24 protein-coding genes are annotated in these 20774 nt (G+C 65.1%); 15 read left to right on the forward strand and 9 right to left on the reverse strand.

All coding sequences use genetic code 11. From position 1 onward, the window contains the following. Positions 1-88: 88 nt before the first annotated feature. From BM133_RS12870 to BM133_RS12905, 8 genes are all read left to right on the forward strand, one after another. Entirely contained in the window at positions 89-472 is a 384-nt protein-coding gene (locus tag BM133_RS12870) for an Mth938-like domain-containing protein (protein ID WP_093434195.1), read from the forward strand. 135 nt (positions 473-607) lie between these two features. Beyond that, positions 608-1084: a peroxiredoxin gene (locus BM133_RS12875; protein ID WP_007830801.1), complete on the forward strand. Its 477-nt coding sequence runs from the start codon at positions 608-610 to the stop codon at positions 1082-1084. Between the two features lie 224 nt (positions 1085-1308). After that, the gene (locus BM133_RS12880) at positions 1309-3093 is read left to right on the forward strand and encodes a PhoH family protein (RefSeq protein ID WP_093434197.1); all 1785 of its coding nucleotides are present in this window, start codon (positions 1309-1311) and stop codon (positions 3091-3093) included. 148 nt (positions 3094-3241) lie between these two features. Then, positions 3242-3613 carry a VOC family protein gene (locus BM133_RS12885; protein ID WP_093434198.1) on the forward strand — a complete coding sequence of 124 codons (372 nt, stop codon included), beginning with the start codon at positions 3242-3244 and terminating at the stop codon, positions 3611-3613. Between the two features lie 6 nt (positions 3614-3619). After that, a complete protein-coding gene (locus BM133_RS12890) occupies positions 3620-4069 on the forward strand; it encodes an EVE domain-containing protein (protein ID WP_093434200.1) in 450 nt (149 codons plus the stop codon). A gap of 38 nt (positions 4070-4107) precedes the next feature. After that, positions 4108-4557 (forward strand): GyrI-like domain-containing protein, encoded by a 450-nt coding sequence (locus tag BM133_RS12895; protein WP_093434201.1) that lies wholly within the window; start codon positions 4108-4110, stop codon positions 4555-4557. Next, positions 4554-5021: an MGMT family protein gene (locus tag BM133_RS12900; RefSeq protein ID WP_256219160.1), complete on the forward strand. Its 468-nt coding sequence runs from the start codon at positions 4554-4556 to the stop codon at positions 5019-5021. The genes BM133_RS12895 and BM133_RS12900 overlap by 4 nt, the downstream gene beginning before the upstream one ends. Further along, on the forward strand, positions 5021-5767 hold the full coding sequence (locus BM133_RS12905) for a helix-turn-helix transcriptional regulator (protein WP_093434204.1): 747 nt from the start codon (positions 5021-5023) through the stop codon (positions 5765-5767). Before BM133_RS12900 ends, BM133_RS12905 begins: the two co-directional genes overlap by 1 nt. 21 nt (positions 5768-5788) lie before the next feature. Here the strand turns inward: BM133_RS12905 and dnaB are convergent, their stop codons facing one another. From dnaB to ppsA, 7 genes are all read right to left on the reverse strand, one after another. Beyond that, the gene (dnaB, locus tag BM133_RS12910) at positions 5789-7195 is read right to left on the reverse strand and encodes a replicative DNA helicase (protein WP_093434206.1); all 1407 of its coding nucleotides are present in this window, start codon (positions 7193-7195) and stop codon (positions 5789-5791) included. Between the two features lie 170 nt (positions 7196-7365). After that, positions 7366-7818 (reverse strand): 50S ribosomal protein L9, encoded by a 453-nt coding sequence (rplI, locus tag BM133_RS12915; RefSeq protein ID WP_093434207.1) that lies wholly within the window; start codon positions 7816-7818, stop codon positions 7366-7368. A gap of 12 nt (positions 7819-7830) precedes the next feature. Next, a complete protein-coding gene (rpsR, locus tag BM133_RS12920; RefSeq protein ID WP_007830781.1) occupies positions 7831-8112 on the reverse strand; it encodes a 30S ribosomal protein S18 in 282 nt (93 codons plus the stop codon). A 21-nt stretch (positions 8113-8133) separates the two neighbouring features. Continuing rightward, a complete protein-coding gene (gene priB, locus BM133_RS12925) occupies positions 8134-8448 on the reverse strand; it encodes a primosomal replication protein N (RefSeq protein ID WP_013540524.1) in 315 nt (104 codons plus the stop codon). Between the two features lie 4 nt (positions 8449-8452). Beyond that, on the reverse strand, positions 8453-8827 hold the full coding sequence (rpsF, locus tag BM133_RS12930) for a 30S ribosomal protein S6 (protein ID WP_093434209.1): 375 nt from the start codon (positions 8825-8827) through the stop codon (positions 8453-8455). A gap of 116 nt (positions 8828-8943) precedes the next feature. Beyond that, complete coding sequence (locus BM133_RS12935; protein WP_093434210.1) at positions 8944-9438, reverse strand: hypothetical protein; 495 nt, start codon at positions 9436-9438, stop codon at positions 8944-8946. 131 nt (positions 9439-9569) lie between these two features. Continuing rightward, positions 9570-11963 carry a phosphoenolpyruvate synthase gene (gene ppsA, locus BM133_RS12940; protein WP_093434211.1) on the reverse strand — a complete coding sequence of 798 codons (2394 nt, stop codon included), beginning with the start codon at positions 11961-11963 and terminating at the stop codon, positions 9570-9572. A 191-nt stretch (positions 11964-12154) separates the two neighbouring features. On the opposite strand from ppsA, the gene BM133_RS12945 reads away from it, so the two are divergent. After that, positions 12155-12976, forward strand: a complete 822-nt coding sequence (locus tag BM133_RS12945; RefSeq protein WP_093434213.1) for a posphoenolpyruvate synthetase regulatory kinase/phosphorylase PpsR — start codon at positions 12155-12157, stop codon at positions 12974-12976. Between the two features lie 74 nt (positions 12977-13050). Here BM133_RS12945 and ahpF read toward each other — a convergent pair whose 3' ends face one another. Both ahpF and ahpC read right to left on the reverse strand, forming a co-directional pair. Next, on the reverse strand, positions 13051-14643 hold the full coding sequence (gene ahpF / locus BM133_RS12950) for an alkyl hydroperoxide reductase subunit F (RefSeq protein ID WP_093434214.1): 1593 nt from the start codon (positions 14641-14643) through the stop codon (positions 13051-13053). Between the two features lie 90 nt (positions 14644-14733). Further along, on the reverse strand, positions 14734-15297 hold the full coding sequence (gene ahpC / locus BM133_RS12955; protein ID WP_007830764.1) for an alkyl hydroperoxide reductase subunit C: 564 nt from the start codon (positions 15295-15297) through the stop codon (positions 14734-14736). A 250-nt stretch (positions 15298-15547) separates the two neighbouring features. Here ahpC and bfr point away from each other — a divergent pair, with 250 nt between their 5' ends. The 6 genes from bfr (at position 15548) to BM133_RS12985 (ending at position 20597) form a co-directional block, all read left to right on the forward strand. Next, positions 15548-16024 (forward strand): bacterioferritin, encoded by a 477-nt coding sequence (bfr, locus tag BM133_RS12960; RefSeq protein WP_056583098.1) that lies wholly within the window; start codon positions 15548-15550, stop codon positions 16022-16024. A 118-nt stretch (positions 16025-16142) separates the two neighbouring features. Further along, the gene (locus BM133_RS12965; RefSeq protein WP_093434215.1) at positions 16143-16787 is read left to right on the forward strand and encodes a PepSY-associated TM helix domain-containing protein; all 645 of its coding nucleotides are present in this window, start codon (positions 16143-16145) and stop codon (positions 16785-16787) included. A 65-nt stretch (positions 16788-16852) separates the two neighbouring features. Next, positions 16853-17353, forward strand: a complete 501-nt coding sequence (locus tag BM133_RS12970; RefSeq protein ID WP_218158381.1) for a DUF2271 domain-containing protein — start codon at positions 16853-16855, stop codon at positions 17351-17353. A gap of 50 nt (positions 17354-17403) precedes the next feature. Beyond that, complete coding sequence (locus BM133_RS12975; RefSeq protein WP_093434216.1) at positions 17404-18213, forward strand: DUF4198 domain-containing protein; 810 nt, start codon at positions 17404-17406, stop codon at positions 18211-18213. Between the two features lie 15 nt (positions 18214-18228). Beyond that, on the forward strand, positions 18229-19242 hold the full coding sequence (locus BM133_RS12980; protein ID WP_093434217.1) for an FAD:protein FMN transferase: 1014 nt from the start codon (positions 18229-18231) through the stop codon (positions 19240-19242). Continuing rightward, positions 19239-20597, forward strand: a complete 1359-nt coding sequence (locus BM133_RS12985; RefSeq protein ID WP_093434218.1) for a sulfite reductase subunit alpha — start codon at positions 19239-19241, stop codon at positions 20595-20597. Before BM133_RS12980 ends, BM133_RS12985 begins: the two co-directional genes overlap by 4 nt. Positions 20598-20774 lie beyond the last annotated feature (177 nt).

The following is a 20774-nucleotide window of genomic DNA, read 5'->3' on the forward strand; positions in this document are numbered from 1 at the left end:
GGCGGGTTTACTCGAAGGTCAAAAGGCCCTGACAGGCCTCGTGCCACTGGGGAAAACCTATAATTTGACCACAGTTCCCAGTGCACCGATGAAGCTCCAACCCGACAAATCCGACGCCCAATCCCTCACCGCGCATGGCCCCGGCTGGGTCGCGATCAACAACGAAAAGGTCCAGGGCAGCGTGGTGGTCGGCTCCCGCGGGGAGCGTTTCGAGTGGAATTGCACCCGTTTCGACGAATTGGGGCCGGAACACTTCGCGCAACTCGCGTCGTTGGGGGCCGAATTGATCATTTTCGGCAGCGGAACCCGCATCCGATTCCCGCAGCCCGCATGGCTCCAGCCCCTGATGGCGCAGCGCACCGGCGTCGAGACCATGGACACCCCGGCGGCCTGCCGGACCTACAACATCCTGGCCGGCGAAGGCCGGCATGTGATCGCCGCCCTGCTGGTGGAGAGCCCGTCGTCTGACTGAGAGGGGTATTTTCGGGGTAAAATAGCGGGTTGCGAACAGGCCAGCTACCCCAAAGTTAGCAACGACCAATCCTCCGCGCGTCGAGTCTGCCCCGAAGAACTCGATCCACGGAATCTAACGGAGAAAACAAGTTTCATGGCGATCGTTGTCAACAAACCCATTCCTGAATTCGACGCCAACGCCACGGGCGGCCTCAAGGTCTCGAATACCTCGCATCTCGGCCACGTGCTGGTCATGTATTTTTACCCGAAAGATAACACCCCGGGTTGCACCACCGAAGCCATGCAGTTTCGCGACCGCTACAAGGACTTCGAAAAAGCCGGTGCCACCGTTTTCGGCGTTTCGCGTGACAACATGAAGTCGCACGACGAGTTCAAGGCCAAGCTCGAATTGCCCTTCGAACTGATCGCCGACACCGAAGAAAAAATGTGCCACATGTTCGGCGTGGTCAAGAACAAGATCATGTACGGCAAGAAGGTCAAGGGCATCGAACGCAGCACCTTCCTGATCGGCGCCGACGGCATCCTGAAGGCCGAATGGCGCGGGCTCAAGGTTCCGGGTCACGTCGACGACGTGCTCAAAGCAGTCAAGGCGCTCAAGAAGGCCGCCTGACGCTGCAGGACGCGATCCCCAGGGGTTCGCTTTTGCGCCATCACGTGGGGAATGCCCAACGTGACACGTAAAAGCAGCAAAGAGCCTCTGGCGCGTCATCTGCGGTGTGCATAATGGCCTCATGCCGTTGAGCTCCACGACCGCATCCCCCGAACAAAGCCGCCTTGGTCTTCAGGCGGCTTTTTCGTTTTCTGGTTTCCACTTTCCTGCGAGCGACCTCCCACATGCCATTGCCCCCCGCCCCCACGAAACGCGCCGCATTGCTCTCGCCGGACGCAATCGATGCGCCCGCCCGGTCCTCGCACAGGGGGTCGCGCCGCTCCGGCGACCAGCGCGCTGACGAAACGGCCCCGAACGGGCCGCAGCCGCTGGAGTTGTTCGACAACCTGGGCTCCGAGGCGGCAGGCGGCGGCGAAACCGCGCGCCCGTCGCGCCGGGCCAAGACCCGGCCTGCGCCAGCGCCCGCCCCCCAGCAGCAGCCTGCCGCCATCCAGGTCGAGACCCGGGTCCCCACGCCCCCCGCTCCGGCCTATGCCCCCGCTCCCGCAGCGACGGCGCCGCAAGTCCCGGCGCGCCCCAAGCGCAGCAAATCCACCGGTCCGGCCAAGCTGTTCGTGCTCGACACGAACGTGCTGCTGCACGACCCGATGTGCCTGTTCCGCTTCGAGGAGCACGACATCTTCCTGCCGATGATCGTGCTGGAAGAGCTCGACGGCCACAAGAAGGGCACCACCGAAGTCGCCCGCAACGGCCGCCAGACCAGCCGCACGCTCGACGCCCTGGCCGGCGCGCAGGACGCGGACATCGACAAGGGCCTGAAGCTGGACACCACCGGCCATCGTGAGGCCGGCGGACGCCTCTTCTTCCAGACCGCGCCGCTGGACTACTCGCTGCCGATCAGCCTGCCCCAGGGCAAGGCCGACAACCAGATCCTGGGCGTCGTGCATGCGCTGCGCGACGAGTACGCCAAGGACCGCCCGGGCAAGCCGAAGCAGGAAGTGGTGCTGGTGTCCAAGGACATCAACATGCGCGTCAAGGCGCGCGCGCTGGGCCTGGCCGCCGACGACTACCAGAACGACAAGACGCTGGAAGACGGCGACCTGCTCTACGCAGGTTCGCTGGCGCTCCCGCCCGACTTCTGGACCCGCCAGAGCAAGACAGTCGAGAGCTGGCAGAGCGGCAGCAACACGTTCTACCGGATCAGCGGTCCGATCGTGCCGAACCTCTACATCAACCAGTTCGTCTTCTTCGAGGCGCCCGGCGAGCCGAGCATGTACGCGCGCGTCACCGAGATCCGCGACAAGACCGCGGTGCTCAAGACGCTCAAGGACTACAGCTCGGGCAAGAACGCGGTGTGGGGTGTGAACACGCGCAACCGCGAGCAGAACTTCGCGATGAACCTGCTGATGGACCCCGAGATCGACTTCGTCACGCTGACCGGCACCGCCGGCACCGGCAAGACCCTGATGGCGCTGGCCTCGGGCCTCACGCAGGTGCTGGACGACCGCCGCTACACCGAGATCATCATGACCCGCGCGACCGTGAGCGTGGGCGAGGACATCGGCTTCCTGCCCGGCACCGAGGAAGAAAAGATGGGCCCCTGGATGGGCGCGCTGGACGACAACCTCGAGTTCCTGGCCAAGGGCGACGGCGGCGGTGCGGGCGAGTGGGGCCGCGCGGCCACCAACGAGCTGATCCGCAGCCGCATCAAGGTCAAGAGCATGAACTTCATGCGCGGACGCACCTTCCTGAACAAGTACGTGATCATCGACGAGGCGCAGAACCTGACGCCCAAGCAGATGAAGACGCTGATCACCCGGGCCGGCCCGGGCACCAAGATCATCTGCATGGGCAACCTGGCGCAGATCGACACGCCGTACCTCACGGAAGGCTCCTCGGGCCTCACCTTCGCGGTCGACAAGTTCAAGGGCTGGCCGCACGGTGGCCACATCACGCTGGCGCGCGGCGAACGCTCGCGCCTGGCCGACTTCGCGAGCGACGTGCTCTAAAAGCCGGATCGCTGGCATCGAGCCCGCGCATGCTCCCAGGGGCATCGCGGGCTTTTTTTCGCCCGCGATGACAGGCTCCTGACAAGACGTTGTCAGGAGGCGGCTCGCACCATCGAGGCTCCTTCCAACCCAACGAAAGAGAGCTCCCATGCAGAACGCAATCACCTGGTTCGAGATTCCGGTCAGCGACCTGGACCGTGCCCAGGTCTTCTATGAAACCGTGCTCGCGCGCAAGCTGCGCCGCGAAAGTCTCGGCGGCGAGGCGCTGGCTATTTTTCCGTATGACGCCCCGGGCGTCGGCGGCGCCTTGCAGGCCGGCGCAAGTGCCGCTGCCCGCGCAGGCAGCAGCACCCGCATCTACCTCGATTGCATGCCCAGCATCGATGCCGTGCTGTCGCGCGTCGAAGCCGCCGGTGGACAGATCGTGGCGCCCAAGTCCGCGCTGCCGCCGGGCATGGGTTTCATCGCCCACCTGCGCGACACCGAAGGCAACGAAGTCGGCCTGCACGCCCTCGCCTGAAGCACCATGGCACAGCGCAACTGGATCGCCGTCGCGAGCGCCGACCATGCGCGGCGCGGCCGCGACCACAAGCCGCTCGGCTTCATGCAGGTCGGCCACGGCAAGCTGGGTCCGCTCAAGCGGGTCGCTGCGGGCGACCGCGTGGCCTACTATTCGCCGGCCACGGTGTTCAGCGGCACGGACAAGCTGCAGAGCTTCGTATCGATCGGCATCGTGCTGCCCGGCGAACCGTATGAATTCGACATGGGCGGCGGCTTCGTGCCTTGGCGGCGCGACGTGAGCTATGCGGCATCGCACGAAGCGCCGATCGCGCCGCTGATCGAGCGCCTTGCCTTCATCGAGACCCCGAAGCAGTGGGGCTACAAGTTCCGCTTCGGCATGTTCGATGTCACCGACGCGGACATGGCATTGATCGCCCGGACCATGAAGGCAGACCTGAAAACGCTCGCCCTTTGAGCAGCCATCCGAACATCGCAGACGCAGGAGAAGAACCCATGGAACCCGCCCGCCAACACCACGACGCCTTCCAGGTCGCCGGCCTCACGGTCCGCACCACCAACCGCGAAGAAAACGATCCCGCTACGGCCCGCATCGGCGCGCTGTGGGGCCGCTTCTTCGGCGAGCAGACCTACGAATCGACGCCCCACCGCGCGGGCGACATGCGCATCTTCGGCGTCTATTCCACCTACGAGGCCGACGCCCATGGCCCGTTCGACATCACCGTCGGCGTGGCCGTCTCGGACGGTGCAGACAGCGTGGCCGTCGAAGCAGGCGACTACCTGGTCTTCACCGGCCAGGGCGCAATGCCGCAGATGGTGATCGCCACCTGGCAGCGCATCTGGCAGTATTTCGAGGCGCACCCGGAAATCGCGCGCCGCTACCGCAGCGATTTCGAAGCCTACGAGGGGCCGGACAAGGTGGCGATCCACATCGGAGTTGCATGAGCATGAAGAAAAGCTGGCGCGACAGGCTGGCCAGCTACCCTCACCTGCCGAACGTCAAGGAGATCCCTGCGCCCATGCGCAAGCGCCACGGCGAGGGCACCATCGCCACGCCCTCCCCGCGCGAGGTCCAGGAGGCGATGCGCGGCGTGCCCGAAGGCCGGCTCGCCACGGTGCTGGGCATCGGCGAGGACATCGCGGTGCGCCACCGCGCCACCATCGGTTGCACCGTGACCACGGCGATCTTTGCGCACATGGTTGCGCACGCCACCGAGGAGTCGTTGCCGGTGGAAGACCGGACGCCCTACTGGCGCACCCTCAAGATCGGCGGCGAACTCAACCCCAAGTACCCCGGCGGCATCGAGGCGCAAATGGCCAGGCTCGAAGCCGAGGGCCACACGGTCGTGCAGCGCGGCAAGCGCTACTTCGTCGAGGACTTCGCCAAGAAGCTCTCCGGAACGCACTGATGCGCCGCGCCGACCGCCTCTTCCAGCTCGTGCAGCTCATCCGCGGGCGCCGGCTCACCACGGCCGCGTTTCTCGCGCAGCGCCTGGAGGTGTCGGAGCGCACGGTGTACCGCGACGTGGCCGACCTGCAGCACCAGGGCGTGCCGATCGAAGGCGAAGCCGGCGTGGGCTACCGGCTGGGCGTGGGCTTCGAGCTGCCGCCGCTGATGTTCACGCAGGACGAGGCCTCGGCGCTCGTGGCCGCGGCGCGGCTCGCGCAGAGCTGGGTCGACCCGGCGCTGGCGCGCGACATCGAAGCGGGGCTGGGCAAGATCCTCTCGGTGCTGCCGCCGGCCGCACGCGTTTCGGCGGAGGCGCTGGCGCTCTATGCGCCCGCGCTGGGGTTGGACGACGTCATGGGCGCCCGGCTGCAGGCCCTGCGCGAGGCCGTGCAGGCGCGCCAGAAGCTGCGCCTGAACTATCGCGACGTGTCGGGAGACGCCAGCGAGCGCACGGTGCGGCCGCTCGGCTGTTTCTACTGGGGGAAGGTCTGGACGCTCTCGACCTGGTGCGAGTTGCGCAACGACTTCCGCGGGTTTCGCGTCGATCGCATGGACGCGGTCCAGGTGCTGCCCGAGCGCTTTCGCGACGAACCGGGCAAGACGCTGGCCGACCTGCTGCGCCAGGTGAAGGCCCGGCAGGTGGAGACGGCGCCGCCGGAACCGCAGCAATGGCCGTCGAAGGCCCAGGGTCCTTCGGCCCTTTGACCTCGCCCGGTTCGCCCCGCCTCAGTACTGGTCGCTGTGGCTGTAGCCTTCCAGGTTCTCGAACTTGGTGATCGGCTTCAGGAAGGCCAGCTTGATGGTGCCCGTCGGCCCATTCCGGTGCTTGCTGATGATCACCTCCGCCACGCCCGGCTCCTTGCTGTTCTTGTCGTAGTAATCGTCGCGGTAGATGAACATGATGATGTCCGCGTCCTGCTCGATGGCGCCGGATTCGCGCAAGTCGCTCATCATGGGACGCTTGTCGGTGCGGCTTTCCACACCGCGGCTGAGCTGCGAAAGCGCGATCACCGGACACTTGAGTTCCTTGGCGAGCATCTTCAGGCCCCGGGAGATTTCGCCCACGGCCGTTGCGCGGTTCTCGTCACCGCTCGTGCTGGTCGACATGAGCTGCAGGTAGTCGACCACGATCAGGCCCAGGCGCCCGTACTGGCGCGCGAGCCGGCGTGCATTGGCGCGCAGTTCGCTGGTCGAGAGGCCCGGCGTCTCGTCGATGTGCAGCGACACGGTGCGCAGCTTCTCGATGGCCTCGGTCAGGCGCGGCCACTCTTCGTCGCTGAGCTTGCCGGTGCGCAGGTGCCCCTGGTCGATGCGGCCGATCGAGCCGACGATACGCACCGCCAGCTGGGAGGCGCCCATTTCCATCGAGAACACGGCAACGGGCAATCCTTCGTTGAGCGCCACGTGCTCGGCGATGTTGATCGCCAGCGAGGTCTTGCCCATCGAGGGGCGCGCGGCCAGCACGATCATGTCGCCCGGCTGCAGGCCCGAGGTCATCTTGTCGAAGTCATGGAAGCCCGTGCGCACACCCGTGATGTCGTTCGGGTTCTCGGCCATCTCGGTCACACGGTCGAGCAGTTCGACCACCAGGGCATCCATGCTCTGGAAACCCTGCTTCATCCGCGAGCCTTCTTCGCCGATGTTGAAGATCTTCTGCTCGGCCTCGTCCAGGATCTTGTCGACCGGCTTGCCCTGCGGATTGAAGGCGTTGGTCGCGATCTCGTCGCTGGCCGAGACGAGCTTTCGCAGGATCGAGCGCTCGCGCACGATCTCCGCATAGCGCCGGATGTTGCTCGCGCTGGGCACGTACTGCGCGAGCGAGTTCAGGTAGACCAGCCCGCCGATCTCGTCGGCCTTGCCCAGGCTCTGCAGCCGCTCGAAGACGGTGATGACGTCGGCCGGCTTGCTGGCATTGATCAGGCCGCCGACGGCGGCATAGATCAGCTTGTGCTCGTGGCGGTAGAAGTCGCCGTCGACCAGCAGGTCGCCCATGCGGTCCCAGGCGCCGTTGTCGAGCAGCAGGCCACCGAGCACGCTCGATTCGGCCTCGATGGAGTGCGGCGGAACGCGCAGTTGGGCGATCTGGCGGTCGGCCGACGAATTACCGTCGGTGTAGGAGAAAACGGCGGACATGGACTTCCCTTGCAACCCTGCATGCTAAGCCGCGCACGGCGCTGCGCCTGTGGACAAGGTTGTGAATAAACAGTGATCTTCCAGTGCAGCGCATTGGAAAACTCGACGGCACAAAAACAAAAGCCGCCCGAAGGCGGCTTTTGCGGCAGCGCACGAGGCGCCGCGAACGATCAGGCGGTTTCGCCGTAGACCGTCACGGTGATCTCGACGACCACGTCGGTGTGCAGCGCAACGCTCACGGTGCTGTCGCCAACGACCTTGATCGGACCGTTGGGCAGGCGCACTTGCGCCTTGGCAACCTTGTAGCCTTGCTTGCCCAGTTCTTCGGCGATGTCGCCGTTGGTGACCGAGCCGAACAGGCGGCCGTCGACGCCGGCCTTTTGCGTCAGCTTGACGGTCGTGCCGCCGAGCTTTTCGCCTTGGGCTTGCATCTCGGCCAGCTTGGCGGCCGCAGCCTTTTCGAGTTCGACGCGCTTGGCTTCGAATTCGGCCTTGTTGGCAGCGGTGGCGCGGCGGGCGCGGCCCGACGGAATCAGGAAATTGCGTGCGTAACCGTCCTTGACCTTGACGATTTCGCCGAGGGTGCCGAGGTTGACGACCTTGTCCAGAAGAATGACTTGCATGGTGTCGGCTCCTTAGACGCGGTGTTGGTCGCTGTACGGGACCATGGCCAGGAAGCGGGCGCGCTTGATGGCGGTGTTGAGCTGGCGTTGGTAGATCGCGCGCGTGCCGGTCAGGCGTGCGGGAATGATCTTGCCGTTTTCGCTGATGAAGTCACGCAGCGTGTCGATGTCCTTGTAGTCGATTTCCTCGACGCCAGCGACGGTGAAACGGCAGAAGCGCTTGCGCTTGAACAGCAGCGACTGGGTGTTGCGCTTCGGGCGCTTGTCTTTGTTGAATTTCTTGAACGTGGCCATTTGGGGACCTCTTGTCGAAAATTAATCTTGCTGAAAATCCTGGATGTGCAGGACCGGATGCTTGCCATTGCCCGGTGTCGCGAGAAAACCCTGAAAACGCCAGAGACTTCCCATCGACTGTCTTGCGAGCCGTTCGGCGATGGCGCCGAAGGCAACGGCCTTGAGGGCCGTCTTCACCTGCCGGGGTTTGCCTGCTTCATCGAGCGTGGACTCGTGTTCGAGTCTGAGGTCGATGGCGGGCAGGCCGGCGGGCGTGTATCGCAAGGCTCCGAGTTCGGCAACCGAGGCGGTCAGCAGCAGCTGATTGACACCGGTTGCCAGAGCGGCAGCAGTCACGCCATCAGTTGTTGTTGGCGGCGTATTCGGCCTGCTGGGCCTTGCGGGCTTCTTCGCGCTCGACCGTCTTCATCATCGACGAAGGACCGGTGTCGGCCTTCTTCTTCTGAACGGTGAGGTGGCGCAGCACGGCATCGTTGAACTTGAACGCGTGTTCCAGTTCACCCATCACGGTTTGCTCGGCTTCGATGTTGACACACAGGTAGTGCGCCTTGTTGAGCTTGTTGATCTGGTAAGCCAGTTGGCGGCGGCCCCAGTCTTCAACGCGATGGACCTTGCCACCGCCGGCCGCGATCAGGCCCTTGTAGCGCTCCAGCATGGCTGGAACTTGCTCGCTCTGATCCGGGTGGATCAGCAAAATGATTTCGTAGTGACGCATGGCACTCCTTGTGGATTCTTCCGAGGAAGAGGAAAAGCCACCTGCAGCGTCGGGCGCAGTGTGGCAAGGCAAAGCCGGCGATTATAGCCCTGGAATCGGCAATCCGGCAAGGCACTTCAGTCGTTGAGGGCCTTGTCCAGGGCGGCGGCCTTCTCGGGGCCGACCGCGGCGCGGATCTTGGGCGCAAGGGCCAGCAGGTCTTCGTAGCTCGTCGTGCCCTCGACCTGCAGGTTGAGCCGGAACCCCATCAGCCCCAGGCTGCCGGTGAGCTGGGTGGCGATGGGGTAGGCGTCCTTGTAGCGCTGCTGCTTGCTGCGGCCGGAAGCGCCCGGAGCGCCCGAAGAAGAACTCGCCCCAGCCGAAGGAGCGGCCGGCGCGGCCGGCTTCGGAGCCTCTGCAGGCGGCGGCGCACTGCCCGCCACCGGCTCAAGAAGACCCAGTGCGACCATGTGGTCGATGTCCTCCCGGACGATGCCCATGCCGTTGGCCAGCACCTCGTCGACCGAACGCTTGCCGTCGAACAGGATGAACGCCGAGCGCTGGCGCGGCGTCAGCGGGACCGAGCGGTCCTTCAGGGCCTGCTGGCCCATTGGCGTCTTCACAAGAATCATGCTGGTCTTCCCTTCCGGGATGCGCCCGTGAATCTTGCAAGTCTGGCATCAAATACGCAATTTGTTTCCAGAACACCTACGGCTCGCGGGAATCCCCCCATGGGGATTTCCGCAATCCGTCGCCTGCGACTTCAGCGCTTGGCCAGTTGCTGCCAGGTGTCGATCACGCTGTCGGGGTTGAGCGAGATCGACTCGATCCCCTCTTCCGCCAGCCAGAGCGCGAAGTCCGGATGGTCGCTGGGCCCCTGGCCGCAGATGCCGACGTACTTGCCTTCGGCCTTGCAGGCCTTGATGACGCGGCTCAGGAGCGCCTTGATGGCCGGGTCGCGCTCGTCGAAGTCGGCGGCCAACAGCTCGAGCCCCGAATCGCGGTCCAGGCCCAGCGTGAGCTGGGTCAGGTCGTTCGAGCCGATCGAGAAGCCGTCGAAGAACTTCAGGAACTCTTCCGGCAGGATCGCGTTGCTCGGCACCTCGCACATCATGATCAGCTTCAGATCGTTCTCGCCGCGCTTCAGGCCCTGCTCGCCCAGCAGCGTGGTCACGCGCTCGGCCTGGCCCAGGGTGCGCACGAAGGGCACCATGATCTGCACGTTGACCAGGCCCATGTCGTTGCGCACGCGCTTGAGCGCCTCGCATTCCATGGCGAAGGCTTCGCCGAAATCGGCGCTCAGGTAGCGCGCCGCGCCGCGGAAGCCCAGCATCGGGTTCTCTTCTTCCGGCTCGTAGCGGCTGCCGCCGATCAGCTTGCGGTACTCGTTCGACTTGAAGTCCGACAGGCGCACGATCACCTGCTTGGGCCAGAACGCGGCCGCGATGGTCGCGATGCCTTCGGCCACCTTGTCGACGTAGAACGCACGGGGCGAGGCGTGGCCGCGAGCCACCGATTCGACGGCCTTCTTCAGGTCGTTGTCGACGTTCGGATAGTCGAGGATCGCCTTCGGGTGCACGCCGATGTTGTTGTTGATGATGAACTCGAGGCGCGCCAGGCCCACGCCGTGGTTCGGCAGTTGCGCGAAGTCGAAGGCCAACTGCGGGTTGCCGACGTTCATCATCAGCTTGATGTCGATCTCGGGCATCACGCCGCGCTGCACTTCTGTCACTTCGGTTTCGAGCAGGCCGTCGTAGATGAAGCCGGTGTCGCCCTCGGCGCAGCTCACGGTGACCAGCGTGCCGTCCTTGAGAAGGTCGGTCGCGTCGCCGCAGCCCACCACGGCCGGAATGCCCAGTTCGCGCGCGATGATGGCCGCGTGGCAGGTACGCCCGCCGCGGTTGGTGACGATGGCGGCGGCGCGCTTCATCACCGGTTCCCAGTTGGGATCGGTCATGTCGGTGACGAGCACGTCGCCCGCCTGGACCTTGTCCATCTCGCTGATGTTGTGCACCAGGCGCACGGGGCCGGTACCGATCTTCTGGCCGATGGCACGGCCTTCGGCCAGCACGGCGCCCTTGCCCAGCAGCTTATAGCGCTGCTCGGCCTTGCCCTGCTGCTGGCTCTTCACCGTTTCGGGACGCGCCTGCAGGATGTAGAGAAGGCCGTCGGTGCCGTCCTTGCCCCACTCGATGTCCATCGGGCGGCCGTAGTGCTCTTCGATCACCAGCGCGTACTTGGCCAGCTGCTCGACGTCGGCATCGCTCAGCGAGTAGCGGTTGCGCTGCTCGGCCTTCACGTCGGTGGTCTTCACCAGCTTGCCGCTGGCCTTTTTCTCTTCGGGCGTCGCGAACTCCATCTGGATCAGCTTGGAGCCGAGGTTGCGGCGGATCACGGCGCGCTTGCCGGCGCGCAGCGTCGGCTTGTGCACGTAGAACTCGTCGGGGTTCACGGCGCCCTGCACCACCGTCTCGCCCAGGCCGTAGCTCGAGGTGATGAAAACGACCTGGTCGAAGCCCGATTCGGTATCGATGGTGAACATCACGCCGGCGGCGCCGAGGTCGGAGCGCACCATGCGCTGCACGCCGGCCGAGAGCGCGACCACGTCGTGCTCGAAGCCCTTGTGCACGCGGTAGCTGATGGCGCGGTCGTTGTAGAGGGAGGCGAACACCTCCTTCATCTTGTGCAGCACGTCCTCGATGCCGACCACGTTCAGGAAGGTTTCCTGCTGGCCCGCGAAGGAAGCATCGGGCAAATCTTCGGCCGTGGCCGAGGAACGCACGGCGAACGAAGCTTCAGGGTTGCCGGCGCTCAGCGTGGCGAAGGCCTCGCCGATGGCTTTCTGCAGGTCGGCCGGGAAAGGCTGGGATTCGACCATGGCGCGGATCTCGGCGCCGGCCGTGGCCAGCGCGCGCACGTCTTCGGTGTCCAGCGCGGCCAGCCGCTTGCTGATCTTGTCGGCCAGGCCGTCGTGGGCCAGGAACTGGCGAAATGCGTGGGCCGTGGTCGCGAAACCGGTGGGCACCCGCACGCCCTGAGGCAGCTGCGAGATCATCTCGCCGAGGCTGGCGTTCTTGCCGCCAACCGCCTCGACGTCGGTCATTCTCAGGTTTTCAAACGGTACGACCAAGGCGGTCGCGTCGAAAAGTGCAGACATGGGAAAGCTCCAGAAGTTGAAACCGGTGCTGCATGCAGGCGGCACGGCACGATCGTTGTCGTTGCTTTGGGTGCGGGCGCGGCGTGCATGGAAAGAATGGGGGGTTGGGAAAGCGGATTCCCGATAATGGACCGGATTGTAGGCGTGGCAAGGTTGCCCGCGCCGCAGGACAAGGCCGCAAGAGCAACACCATGCATACACGCACTGTTTTCTTCATTTCCGACGGCACCGGCATCACCGCCGAGACTTTCGGCAACGCCGTGCTGGCCCAGTTCGAGATGAAGCCGCGCCACGTGCGGCTCCCTTTCACCGACACGGTCGACAAGGCGCACCAGGCGGTGCGGCAGATCAACCACACGGCCGAACTCGAAGGCGTGCGGCCCATCGTCTTCACCACGCTGGCCAACATGGACGTGCTGGAAGTGATCGAAACCGGCTGCAAGGGCATGCTGCTGGACATGTTCGGCACCTTCGTGCGGCCGCTGGAAATCGAGCTGGCGGTGAAGTCGAACCACCGCATCGGCCGCTTCAGCGACGTGAGCAAGAGCAAGGAATACAACGCCCGCATCGCGGCCATCGATTTCAGCCTGGCGCACGACGATGGCCAGAGCAATCGCGACCTGCAGGGCGCCGACGTCATCCTGGTCGGCGTGAGCCGCAGCGGCAAGACGCCCACCTCGCTCTACCTGGCGATGCAGCACGGCCTGAAGGCGGCCAACTACCCGCTGATTCCCGAGGATTTCGACCGCCGCCAGCTGCCGCCGGCGCTGATGCCGCATCGCAAGAAGATCTTCGGCCTGACGATCCAGCCCGAGCGCCTGAGCGAGATTCGCAATGAGCGCCGGCCCGATTCGCGCTACGCGAGCCTGGAGAACTGCCGCCACGAGGTGAGCGAGGCCGAGGCCATGATGCGGCGCGCCGGCATCCGCTGGCTCTCGACCACCACCAAGTCGATCGAGGAAATCGCGACCACGATCCTGCAGGAGCTGCGGCCTGAGCGGTTGAACTACTGAGCACAAAAAAGGGGCCATCAATCTGATAGCCCCTTTGTGCAGACCAGCGGGCACGGAGCCCGCTTTGTCTACGATCAGGCCGTGAGGGTCGCCTTCTCTGCCGCGGCCTCCTCGGTCGGCGCCGAGGTCCGGATCAGGTGGTCGAACGCACCGAGCGCCGCTTTCGCACCGTCGCCGGCCGCGATGATGATCTGCTTGAACGGCACGGTCGTCACGTCGCCCGCAGCGAACACGCCCGGCACCGAGGTCTGGCCGCGGGCATCGACGACGATCTCGCCGTGCTTCGTGAGCTCGACCACGCCCTTGAGCCAGTCGGTGTTGGGCACGAGGCCGATCTGGATGAACACGCCCTCGAGCTCCACCTTCTTCAGCTCGCCCGACGCGCGGTCCTTGTAGACCAGGCCGTTGACCTTCTGGTCGCCGGTGATCTCGGTGGTCTGCGCGTTGGTGAACACGTCGACGTTCTTCAGGCTGTGCAGCTTGCGTTGCAGCACGGCGTCGGCGCGGAGAGCCGTGTCGAACTCGATCAGCGTGACATGGCCGACGATGCCGGCCAGGTCGATTGCCGCTTCGACGCCCGAGTTGCCGCCGCCGATCACCGCAACGCGCTTGCCCTTGAACAGCGGGCCGTCGCAGTGCGGGCAGTAGGCCACGCCCTTGTTCTTGAACTCGTGCTCGCCGGGCACGTTGATGTTGCGCCAGCGCGCGCCGGTCGAAATGATGATCGACTTGCTCTTGAGCGAGGCGCCGCTTTCGAGTTGCACCTCGATGAGGCCGGTGCCCGGCACCAGCGCCTTGGCACGCTGCAGATTCATGATGTCGACGTCGTAGTCGCGCACGTGCTCTTCGAGCGCATGGGCGAACTTCGGACCTTCGGTTTCCTTGATCGAGATGAAGTTCTCGATGCCCAGCGTGTCGAGCACCTGGCCGCCGAAGCGCTCCGATGCCACGCCGGTGCGGATGCCCTTGCGCGCGGCGTACACGGCGGCTGCCGCGCCAGCGGGGCCGCCACCGACGATCAGCACGTCGAACGGGTCCTTGGCGGCGATCTTCTTTGCTTCGCGCTCGACGCCGCTGGTGTCGATCTTGGCGAGGATTTCTTCCAGGCTCATGCGGCCCTGGCCGAACTCGGTGCCGTTGAGGAACACGGTCGGCACGGCCATGATCTGGCGCTCCTTGACCTCATCCTGGAAGGTGCCGCCTTCGATCATCGTGGTGCGGATGCGCGGGTTCTGCACCGCCATCAGGTTCAGTGCCTGGACCACGTCGGGGCAGTTGTGGCAGGTGAGCGAGACGTAGATCTCGAACTCGAAGTCGCCGTCGAGTGCCTTGATCTGGTCGAGCACGGCCTGCTCGACCTTGGGCGGGTAGCCGCCGATCTGCAGCAGCGCAAGGATGAGCGAGGTGAATTCATGGCCCATCGGCAGGCCGGCGAAGCGCGGGCCGTGGTTCTCGCTCGGGCGGTTGACCGAGAAAGAGGGCTTGCGGTGGCTGTCGTCGCGGCTTTCGGTCAGCTTGACCAGCGGCGAGGACTCCGCGACGTCCTTCAGCAGCGACAACATCTCGCCCGAGGCCTTGCTGTCGTCGAGCGAGGCAACGATTTCGATCGGTTGCGTGGCGCGTTCGAGGTAACTCTTCAATTGGGCTTTGGTGCTGGCGTCGAGCATGACGGACTCACTTTCGATATCTGAAAACTATCAACGGGAAACAAAAAAGCCCGGGGCTTCGTGAGCGCCCGGGCTTTCGCACGGGAGCGCTTAGATCTTGCCGACGAGGTCAAACGACGGTGCGATGGTCTTGTCGCCTTCGTTCCACTTGGCCGGGCAGACTTCGTTCGGGTGGGCGGCGGTATAGACCGCTGCCTTGAGCTTACGCAGGGTCTCCTTGACATCGCGGGCGATTTCGTTGGAGTGCACTTCGGCGGTCTTGATGATGCCCTCGGGGTTGATCACGAAGGTGCCGCGCAGTGCCAGGCCTTCTTCAGGGATGTGCACGCCGAAAGCGTTGGTCAGCGTGTGGGTCGGATCGCCTACCAGGGGGAACTTGGCCTTGCCGACCGCTGGCGACGTGTCGTGCCAGACCTTGTGCGAGAAGTGAGTGTCGGTGGTCACGATGTAGACCTCGGCACCCAGCTTCTGGAACTCGGGGTAGTTGTCGGCCGCGTCTTCAACTTCGGTCGGGCAGTTGAAAGTGAAGGCCGCCGGCATGAAGATCAGCACGGACCACTTGCCCTTGAGCGTCTCGTCGGACACGTCGATGAATTTGCCGTTGAGGTAGGCCTGGGTCTTGAACGGTTGGACTTGGGTGTTGATCAGGGACATTGGTGATTCCTAGGTGGCTGATGAAAAAGGCGAACCATGAGTATAGCTACCAATCTTATATTATCAATAGTCATGGACTATTAAAAGTATCGAAGCTCGCTATGTTTGCGATGAGGTGACGATGGGTTTTTCCGCGCTTCAATACGAACGTGTATCACCATCACACGCATGCAGACCGGCGCAGCATGGGATTGCTTGCAAGCACGCATCCGCCCCTCCGACAATCACGCTTTCAGAACAAGGAAAAACCATGAAGGGCGACCCCAAGGTCATCGAACATCTGCAGGCGCAGCTCAAGAACGAGCTCACCGCAATCAACCAGTACTTCCTGCACTACCGCATGCTCAAGCACTGGGGTCTGGACAAGCTGGCCAAGAAGGAATACGAAGAATCGATCGGCGAAATGAAGCACGCCGACAAGCTGATGGACCGCATCTTCATGCTCGACGGCCTGCCCAACCTGCAGGACCTCGGCAAGCTGAACATCGGCGAAGACGTGCCCGAGCTGCTGCGCTGCGACCTCGGCGCCGAAACCGGCGCGCAAGCCACCATCAAGGACGGCATCGCGCATTGCGAATCGGTGCGCGACTATGTCTCGCGCGATCTGCTGCAGGAAATCCTGGACGACACGGAAGAGCACATCGACTTCCTGGAAACCCAGATCGACCTGATCGACCGCGTCGGCCTGCAGAACTACCTGCAATCGCAAATGGGCGAACTCGAATAAGCGCGGCCTTTCGGCTTCAAACAACGGGACTTCGGTCCCGTTTTTTATTGCTTTACGTAACTTAACGGCCATCAAATAACAGTCATTCTCATCTGCGCAGATAGAATCCGCGCCTTCGATGACTGCCACCCGCCCCGACAACCGCCGCCGTTCCTACTGGCTCAAGACCCTGCACGAATGGCATTGGGTGAGCTCTGCGATCTGCCTCATCGGCATGATCCTGTTCAGCGTCACCGGCTTCACCCTCAATCACGCGGGGCAGATCGAGGCCAAGCCGGCGATCACGAAGTTGAACGGCACGATCGATGAGCCGTTGCGCGCCCGACTCGAACAACAACTGCCCGCCGCCAAGGCGCAAAAAGGCAAGGCCCCCCTGCCCTCCGGGCTGCAAGGCTGGGTCCGGAAGAACTGGGATGTCGACACCTCCGGCCGCGATGCCGAATGGTCCGACGACGAAATCTATCTCTCGCTCCCCCGCCCCGGCGGCGACGCCTGGCTGCGCCTGAGCCTGGCCGACGGCGAGATCGAATACGAGCGCACCGACCGCGGCTGGCTCTCCTACCTCAACGACCTGCACAAGGGCCGCAACACCGGCGCCGCCTGGAGCTGGTTCATCGACATCTTCGCGGGCGCCGCGCTGGTCTTCTCGGTCACCGGGCTGTTCATTCTCAAGATGCACGCGGGCAACCGGCCGTTCACTTGGCCGATGGTGGGCATGGGGCTGGTCGTGCCGGTGCTGCTCGCGCTGTTGTTCATTCATTGATTGACCGATTGATTCAGGAAAAGAGGTTTCCCGTGCACGTTCGCTATTCACTCGCGCCGATCGCCATGTCGGCGTTGCTCGCAACCCCGGCCTTCGCGGCGAGTCTGGCCGTCAACATCGAGATCCCGCGGTTGAACGCTTCGGAGTACCACCGCCCCTACGTGGCGACCTGGATCGAGCGTGCCGACAACACGGTCGCGGGCACGCTGGCCGTCTGGTACGACGTGCGCACCAAGACGAACAACCCCGAAGGCGAAGGCACGAAGTGGCTCAAGGACATGCGCCAGTGGTGGCGCCGCGGCGGCCGCGAACTCGCGGTGCCTGTCGATGGCGTGACCGGCGCCACCAAGCCCGTCGGCAAGCACCAGCTGAGCTTCACCGAGGGATCGGCGCCGATGCCCAAGCTCGCACCCGGCGCCTACAAGCTGGTGGTCGAAGCGGCCCGTGAAGTCGGCGGCCGCGAGGTCGTGAGCATTCCGTTCCAGTGGCCGCCCACCGCTGCAGCGCAGCCCGCCGCGACCGGCAAGGAAGAGCTCGGCGAGATCAAGCTCGAACTCAAGCCCTGATCGACGACGGACCGCCTCTCTTCACAAGCTTCATCCATCAAGGACCTCTCATGACCCGCTCCACCCTGCGCGCCACCAGCCTGGCCATCGCCCTGTCGGCCATCGCTTCCGTGTCCATGGCGCACAACGCCTGGCTGCTGCCCTCCTCCACCGTCTTCTCCAAGGCCGACACGGTGTCCGTCGATGCCGCCGTCTCGAACGACCTGTTCGTTGCGAACCACGCGCCGCTGCGGCTCGACGGCCTGCAGATCACCGCGCCCGACGGCAGCGCCGTCAAGCCCGAGAGCGAAGCCAAGCTCAAGCTGCGCAACGTGTTCGACGTGAGCGTCGCGCAGCCGGGCACGTACCGCATCGCCGTGGTCAACGCGGGCGCTTTCGCGAGCTGGAAGGACAAGGCCACCGGCCAGAACAAGCGCGCACGCGGCACGGCCGAGACGATCGGAAAGGAAATTCCGGCCGATGCGCAGGACGTCACCATCACCCAGTCGTCGGGCCGCATCGAGACCTTCGTGACGGTCGGCAAGCCCTCGGCGCTCAAGCCGATCGGCCAGGGGTTGGAGCTCGTCGTGGCCGGCAGCCCGACCGACCTGGTCAAGGGCGAGAAAGCCAGCTTCACGCTGAACCTGGACGGTCAGCCCGCGAAGAACCTCGAAGTGACCGTGACCGCCGGCAACACGCAGTACCGCGACAAGCTCGAGGAGATCAAGCTCAAGACTGACGACAAGGGCCAGTTCAGCGTGACCTGGCCGACCGCCGGCATGTACTGGCTCGACGCCAGCACCAAGGACAACAAGACCACCGTGCCGCAAGCCAAGGAACGCCGCCTGAGCTATGCGGCCACCCTTGAAGTGATGCCCTGACACCAGCGCGCACCCTTGGGAATTTCCTTCAGCACCTGGCGCGCAGGCGGCTACGCCAACGCGGCCGTACCGCGCCGCGCCGACCCGGCCACCCTGCAGCAGTTGGGCGGGCAGACGATGGGCACGACCTGGTCGCTGCGCTTCGACAACCCGCGGATGCTTCCGCTGGAGCAGGTGCGCGAAGCGGTAGAAGCTGCGCTTGCGCGGGTCGTCGCGCAGATGAGCCACTGGGAGCCGGCGTCGGACATCAGCCGTTTCAACCGCGCGCCCGCGGGCTCGCGTCATGTGTTGCCCAAGGAGTTCACCGAAGTGATGGCCTGCGCCTTTCACTGGGCGCGCGCCAGCGCAGGCGCGATCGATCCGACTGTCGGTCCGCTGGTCGCTTGCTGGGGATTCGGTCCTGATGCAGATCCGAGCGGCCTGCCCGCACCCGAAGTTCTTGCCGCGGCGCGCGCGCGTACCGGCTGGCAGCGGCTGGAATTCGATGAGGCATGTGGCGCCCTGCTGCAGACGGGCGGCATCGCGCTCGACCTCTCGGGCATCGCCAAGGGCTTCGCCGTCGACCACGGGATCGAGGCTTTGCGCGGACTCGGCCTCACCGACCTGCTGCTCGAAATCGGCGGAGAACTGCGCGGCATCGGTCGTCGCCCCGACAGCCAACCGTGGCAGGTGCTGATCGACGGCGAATCGCCCGCCGCGCAGCGCATTGCATTGGCCGACATGGCCATCGCCACGTCGGGCGACCGCTGGCATCGCCGTGAGCACGAGGGACGCCGCTGGTCGCACACCATCGATCCGCGCAGCGGCGAACCGGTCGCGCACGCGTTGGCGAGCGTCACGGTGCTGCACGCGCAATGCATGCAGGCCGACGCGCTGGCCACCGTGCTGACCGTGTTGGGACCGGACGATGGCGTGTCCTTCGCGGAGCAGCACGACGTGGCGGCCCTGTTCGTCAGCCACGACGATGCGTCGCCAGGGCTGCGCACTCCACGCGCCACGCGCGCCTGGCTCGCGCAGGCCAGCGCATGAGCGAGGCGATGTTGCGCGCCCTGGGTGCGGGTGCCACGGCGGCGGCCTACACGGCGCTCTGTCTTGCCGTCTATGCGCGCCAGCGGCGGCGGCGCACGGCGGCCGTCCGCGAGGCGGCGTCGCTCTCGGCCAACGGCGACACCGCCCCCACCCTTGTGCTGTTCGCAAGCCAGACCGGCCAGGCAGAGACGATCGCCTGGCAGACGGCGCGGCAGCTGCGTGCGGCGGGCACGTCGGTGCGCGTGATGGAGCTCAACGCCCTGGACGCCGCCACGCTCGGTTCCGCGAGCCGGGCGCTCTTCGTGGCCAGCACGTACGGTGAAGGCGATGCGCCCGACAGCGCCAGCGTGTTCGCCGAACGCGTGATGGGCTCGCCTGTCACCCTGCCTTCGCTTCGCTATGCCGTGCTGGCACTGGGCGACCGCCAGTACAAGAACTTTTGCGGCTTCGGCCGCGCGCTCGACGCGTGGCTGCATGCGGCGGGCGCGAGCCGCGACTTCGAATGCATGGAGGTCGACAACAGCGATCCGGTCGCGCTGGCCGCCTGGCAGGTCCGGTGGGGCGACGCTGCCATCGACCATGAAGATCCGGCCGGCGCATTCGCGCCATGGCGGCTTGCCAGGCGTGAGCTGCTCAACGCCGGCAGTGCCGGTGCGCCAGTCTTCCAGTTGGGCCTGGTGCCGCAAGCGGGTGCGATACCCCCATGGGCTTCCGGCGACCTGGTGCAGATCGCCGTTGCGAGCGATCCGGCACGGCCGCGCGACTACTCGATCGCTTCGCTGCCTACTGACGGCCAATTGCAGTTGCTGGTGCGGCAGGAGCAGCATCCCGACGGCACCCTTGGCACCGCGTCGGGCCTGCTCACCTCGACGCTCGCGGTCGGCGACACCGTCGCACTGCGCCTGCAAGCACATCGCACCTTCCGCCTCGACGGCAACGAGACACGGCCGCTCATCCTCATCGGCAACGGCACCGGGCTGGCTGGCCTGCGCGCCCATCTGCGCGCCCGCGCGGCGGCAGGTCGGTGCGACAACTGGCTGGTGTTCGGCGAGCGGCAGGCGGCCCACGACTTCCTGTGCCGCGAGGAGATCGAAGCCTGGCAGGCCAGCGGAGTGCTGGGGCGGCTCGACATGGTGTTTTCGCGCGACCAACCCGAACGTCTCTACGTGCAGCATCGGCTGCTGCAATCGGCCGATGCGTTGCGCGCGTGGCTGCACAACGGCGCGGCGGTCTACGTGTGCGGGAGCCTCCAAGGCATGGCGTCGGGGGTGGACGCGGCACTGCGGCAGATTGCCGGTGAATCGCTTTGGAGCGACCTGTTGGCGTCGGGACGCTATCGCCGCGACGTCTACTGAGGCCGTTTTCCAGGCCGCCGGGACGGTTCCTGCAGTTGCTCGGGAACAACAAAACTGCGAACTTTTAAGTTAAACGCCATGGCAGTGAGTCCAAAGTTATTGCGAAACACTATCATTCGCACCGCTTTGCATCCGCTGCAAATCAACTCACCCAGCCAGTCCGCCTGCGTCGCTAGA

The sequence above is a fragment of the Variovorax sp. 770b2 genome, from assembly GCF_900115685.1.
In the GTDB taxonomy this organism is placed as follows: Bacteria; Pseudomonadota; Gammaproteobacteria; order Burkholderiales; family Burkholderiaceae_C; genus Variovorax.

What these genes read in the sequence shown, in the direction of transcription:
- BM133_RS12870 (WP_093434195.1), top strand. Translation starts at nt 89, where the DNA reads ATGAAGCTCCAACCCGACAAATCCGACGCCCAATCCCTCACCGCGCAT.
- BM133_RS12875 (WP_007830801.1), top strand. Translation starts at nt 608, where the DNA reads ATGGCGATCGTTGTCAACAAACCCATTCCTGAATTCGACGCCAACGCC.
- BM133_RS12880 (WP_093434197.1), top strand. Translation starts at nt 1,309, where the DNA reads ATGCCATTGCCCCCCGCCCCCACGAAACGCGCCGCATTGCTCTCGCCG.
- BM133_RS12885 (WP_093434198.1), top strand. Translation starts at nt 3,242, where the DNA reads ATGCAGAACGCAATCACCTGGTTCGAGATTCCGGTCAGCGACCTGGAC.
- BM133_RS12890 (WP_093434200.1), top strand. Translation starts at nt 3,620, where the DNA reads ATGGCACAGCGCAACTGGATCGCCGTCGCGAGCGCCGACCATGCGCGG.
- BM133_RS12895 (WP_093434201.1), top strand. Translation starts at nt 4,108, where the DNA reads ATGGAACCCGCCCGCCAACACCACGACGCCTTCCAGGTCGCCGGCCTC.
- BM133_RS12900 (WP_256219160.1), top strand. Translation starts at nt 4,554, where the DNA reads ATGAGCATGAAGAAAAGCTGGCGCGACAGGCTGGCCAGCTACCCTCAC.
- BM133_RS12905 (WP_093434204.1), top strand. Translation starts at nt 5,021, where the DNA reads ATGCGCCGCGCCGACCGCCTCTTCCAGCTCGTGCAGCTCATCCGCGGG.
- dnaB (WP_093434206.1), bottom strand. Translation starts at nt 7,195, where the DNA reads ATGTCCGCCGTTTTCTCCTACACCGACGGTAATTCGTCGGCCGACCGC.
- rplI (WP_093434207.1), bottom strand. Translation starts at nt 7,818, where the DNA reads ATGCAAGTCATTCTTCTGGACAAGGTCGTCAACCTCGGCACCCTCGGC.
- rpsR (WP_007830781.1), bottom strand. Translation starts at nt 8,112, where the DNA reads ATGGCCACGTTCAAGAAATTCAACAAAGACAAGCGCCCGAAGCGCAAC.
- rpsF (WP_093434209.1), bottom strand. Translation starts at nt 8,827, where the DNA reads ATGCGTCACTACGAAATCATTTTGCTGATCCACCCGGATCAGAGCGAG.
- BM133_RS12935 (WP_093434210.1), bottom strand. Translation starts at nt 9,438, where the DNA reads ATGATTCTTGTGAAGACGCCAATGGGCCAGCAGGCCCTGAAGGACCGC.
- ppsA (WP_093434211.1), bottom strand. Translation starts at nt 11,963, where the DNA reads ATGTCTGCACTTTTCGACGCGACCGCCTTGGTCGTACCGTTTGAAAAC.
- BM133_RS12945 (WP_093434213.1), top strand. Translation starts at nt 12,155, where the DNA reads ATGCATACACGCACTGTTTTCTTCATTTCCGACGGCACCGGCATCACC.
- ahpF (WP_093434214.1), bottom strand. Translation starts at nt 14,643, where the DNA reads ATGCTCGACGCCAGCACCAAAGCCCAATTGAAGAGTTACCTCGAACGC.
- ahpC (WP_007830764.1), bottom strand. Translation starts at nt 15,297, where the DNA reads ATGTCCCTGATCAACACCCAAGTCCAACCGTTCAAGACCCAGGCCTAC.
- bfr (WP_056583098.1), top strand. Translation starts at nt 15,548, where the DNA reads ATGAAGGGCGACCCCAAGGTCATCGAACATCTGCAGGCGCAGCTCAAG.
- BM133_RS12965 (WP_093434215.1), top strand. Translation starts at nt 16,143, where the DNA reads ATGACTGCCACCCGCCCCGACAACCGCCGCCGTTCCTACTGGCTCAAG.
- BM133_RS12970 (WP_218158381.1), top strand. Translation starts at nt 16,853, where the DNA reads ATGTCGGCGTTGCTCGCAACCCCGGCCTTCGCGGCGAGTCTGGCCGTC.
- BM133_RS12975 (WP_093434216.1), top strand. Translation starts at nt 17,404, where the DNA reads ATGACCCGCTCCACCCTGCGCGCCACCAGCCTGGCCATCGCCCTGTCG.
- BM133_RS12985 (WP_093434218.1), top strand. Translation starts at nt 19,239, where the DNA reads ATGAGCGAGGCGATGTTGCGCGCCCTGGGTGCGGGTGCCACGGCGGCG.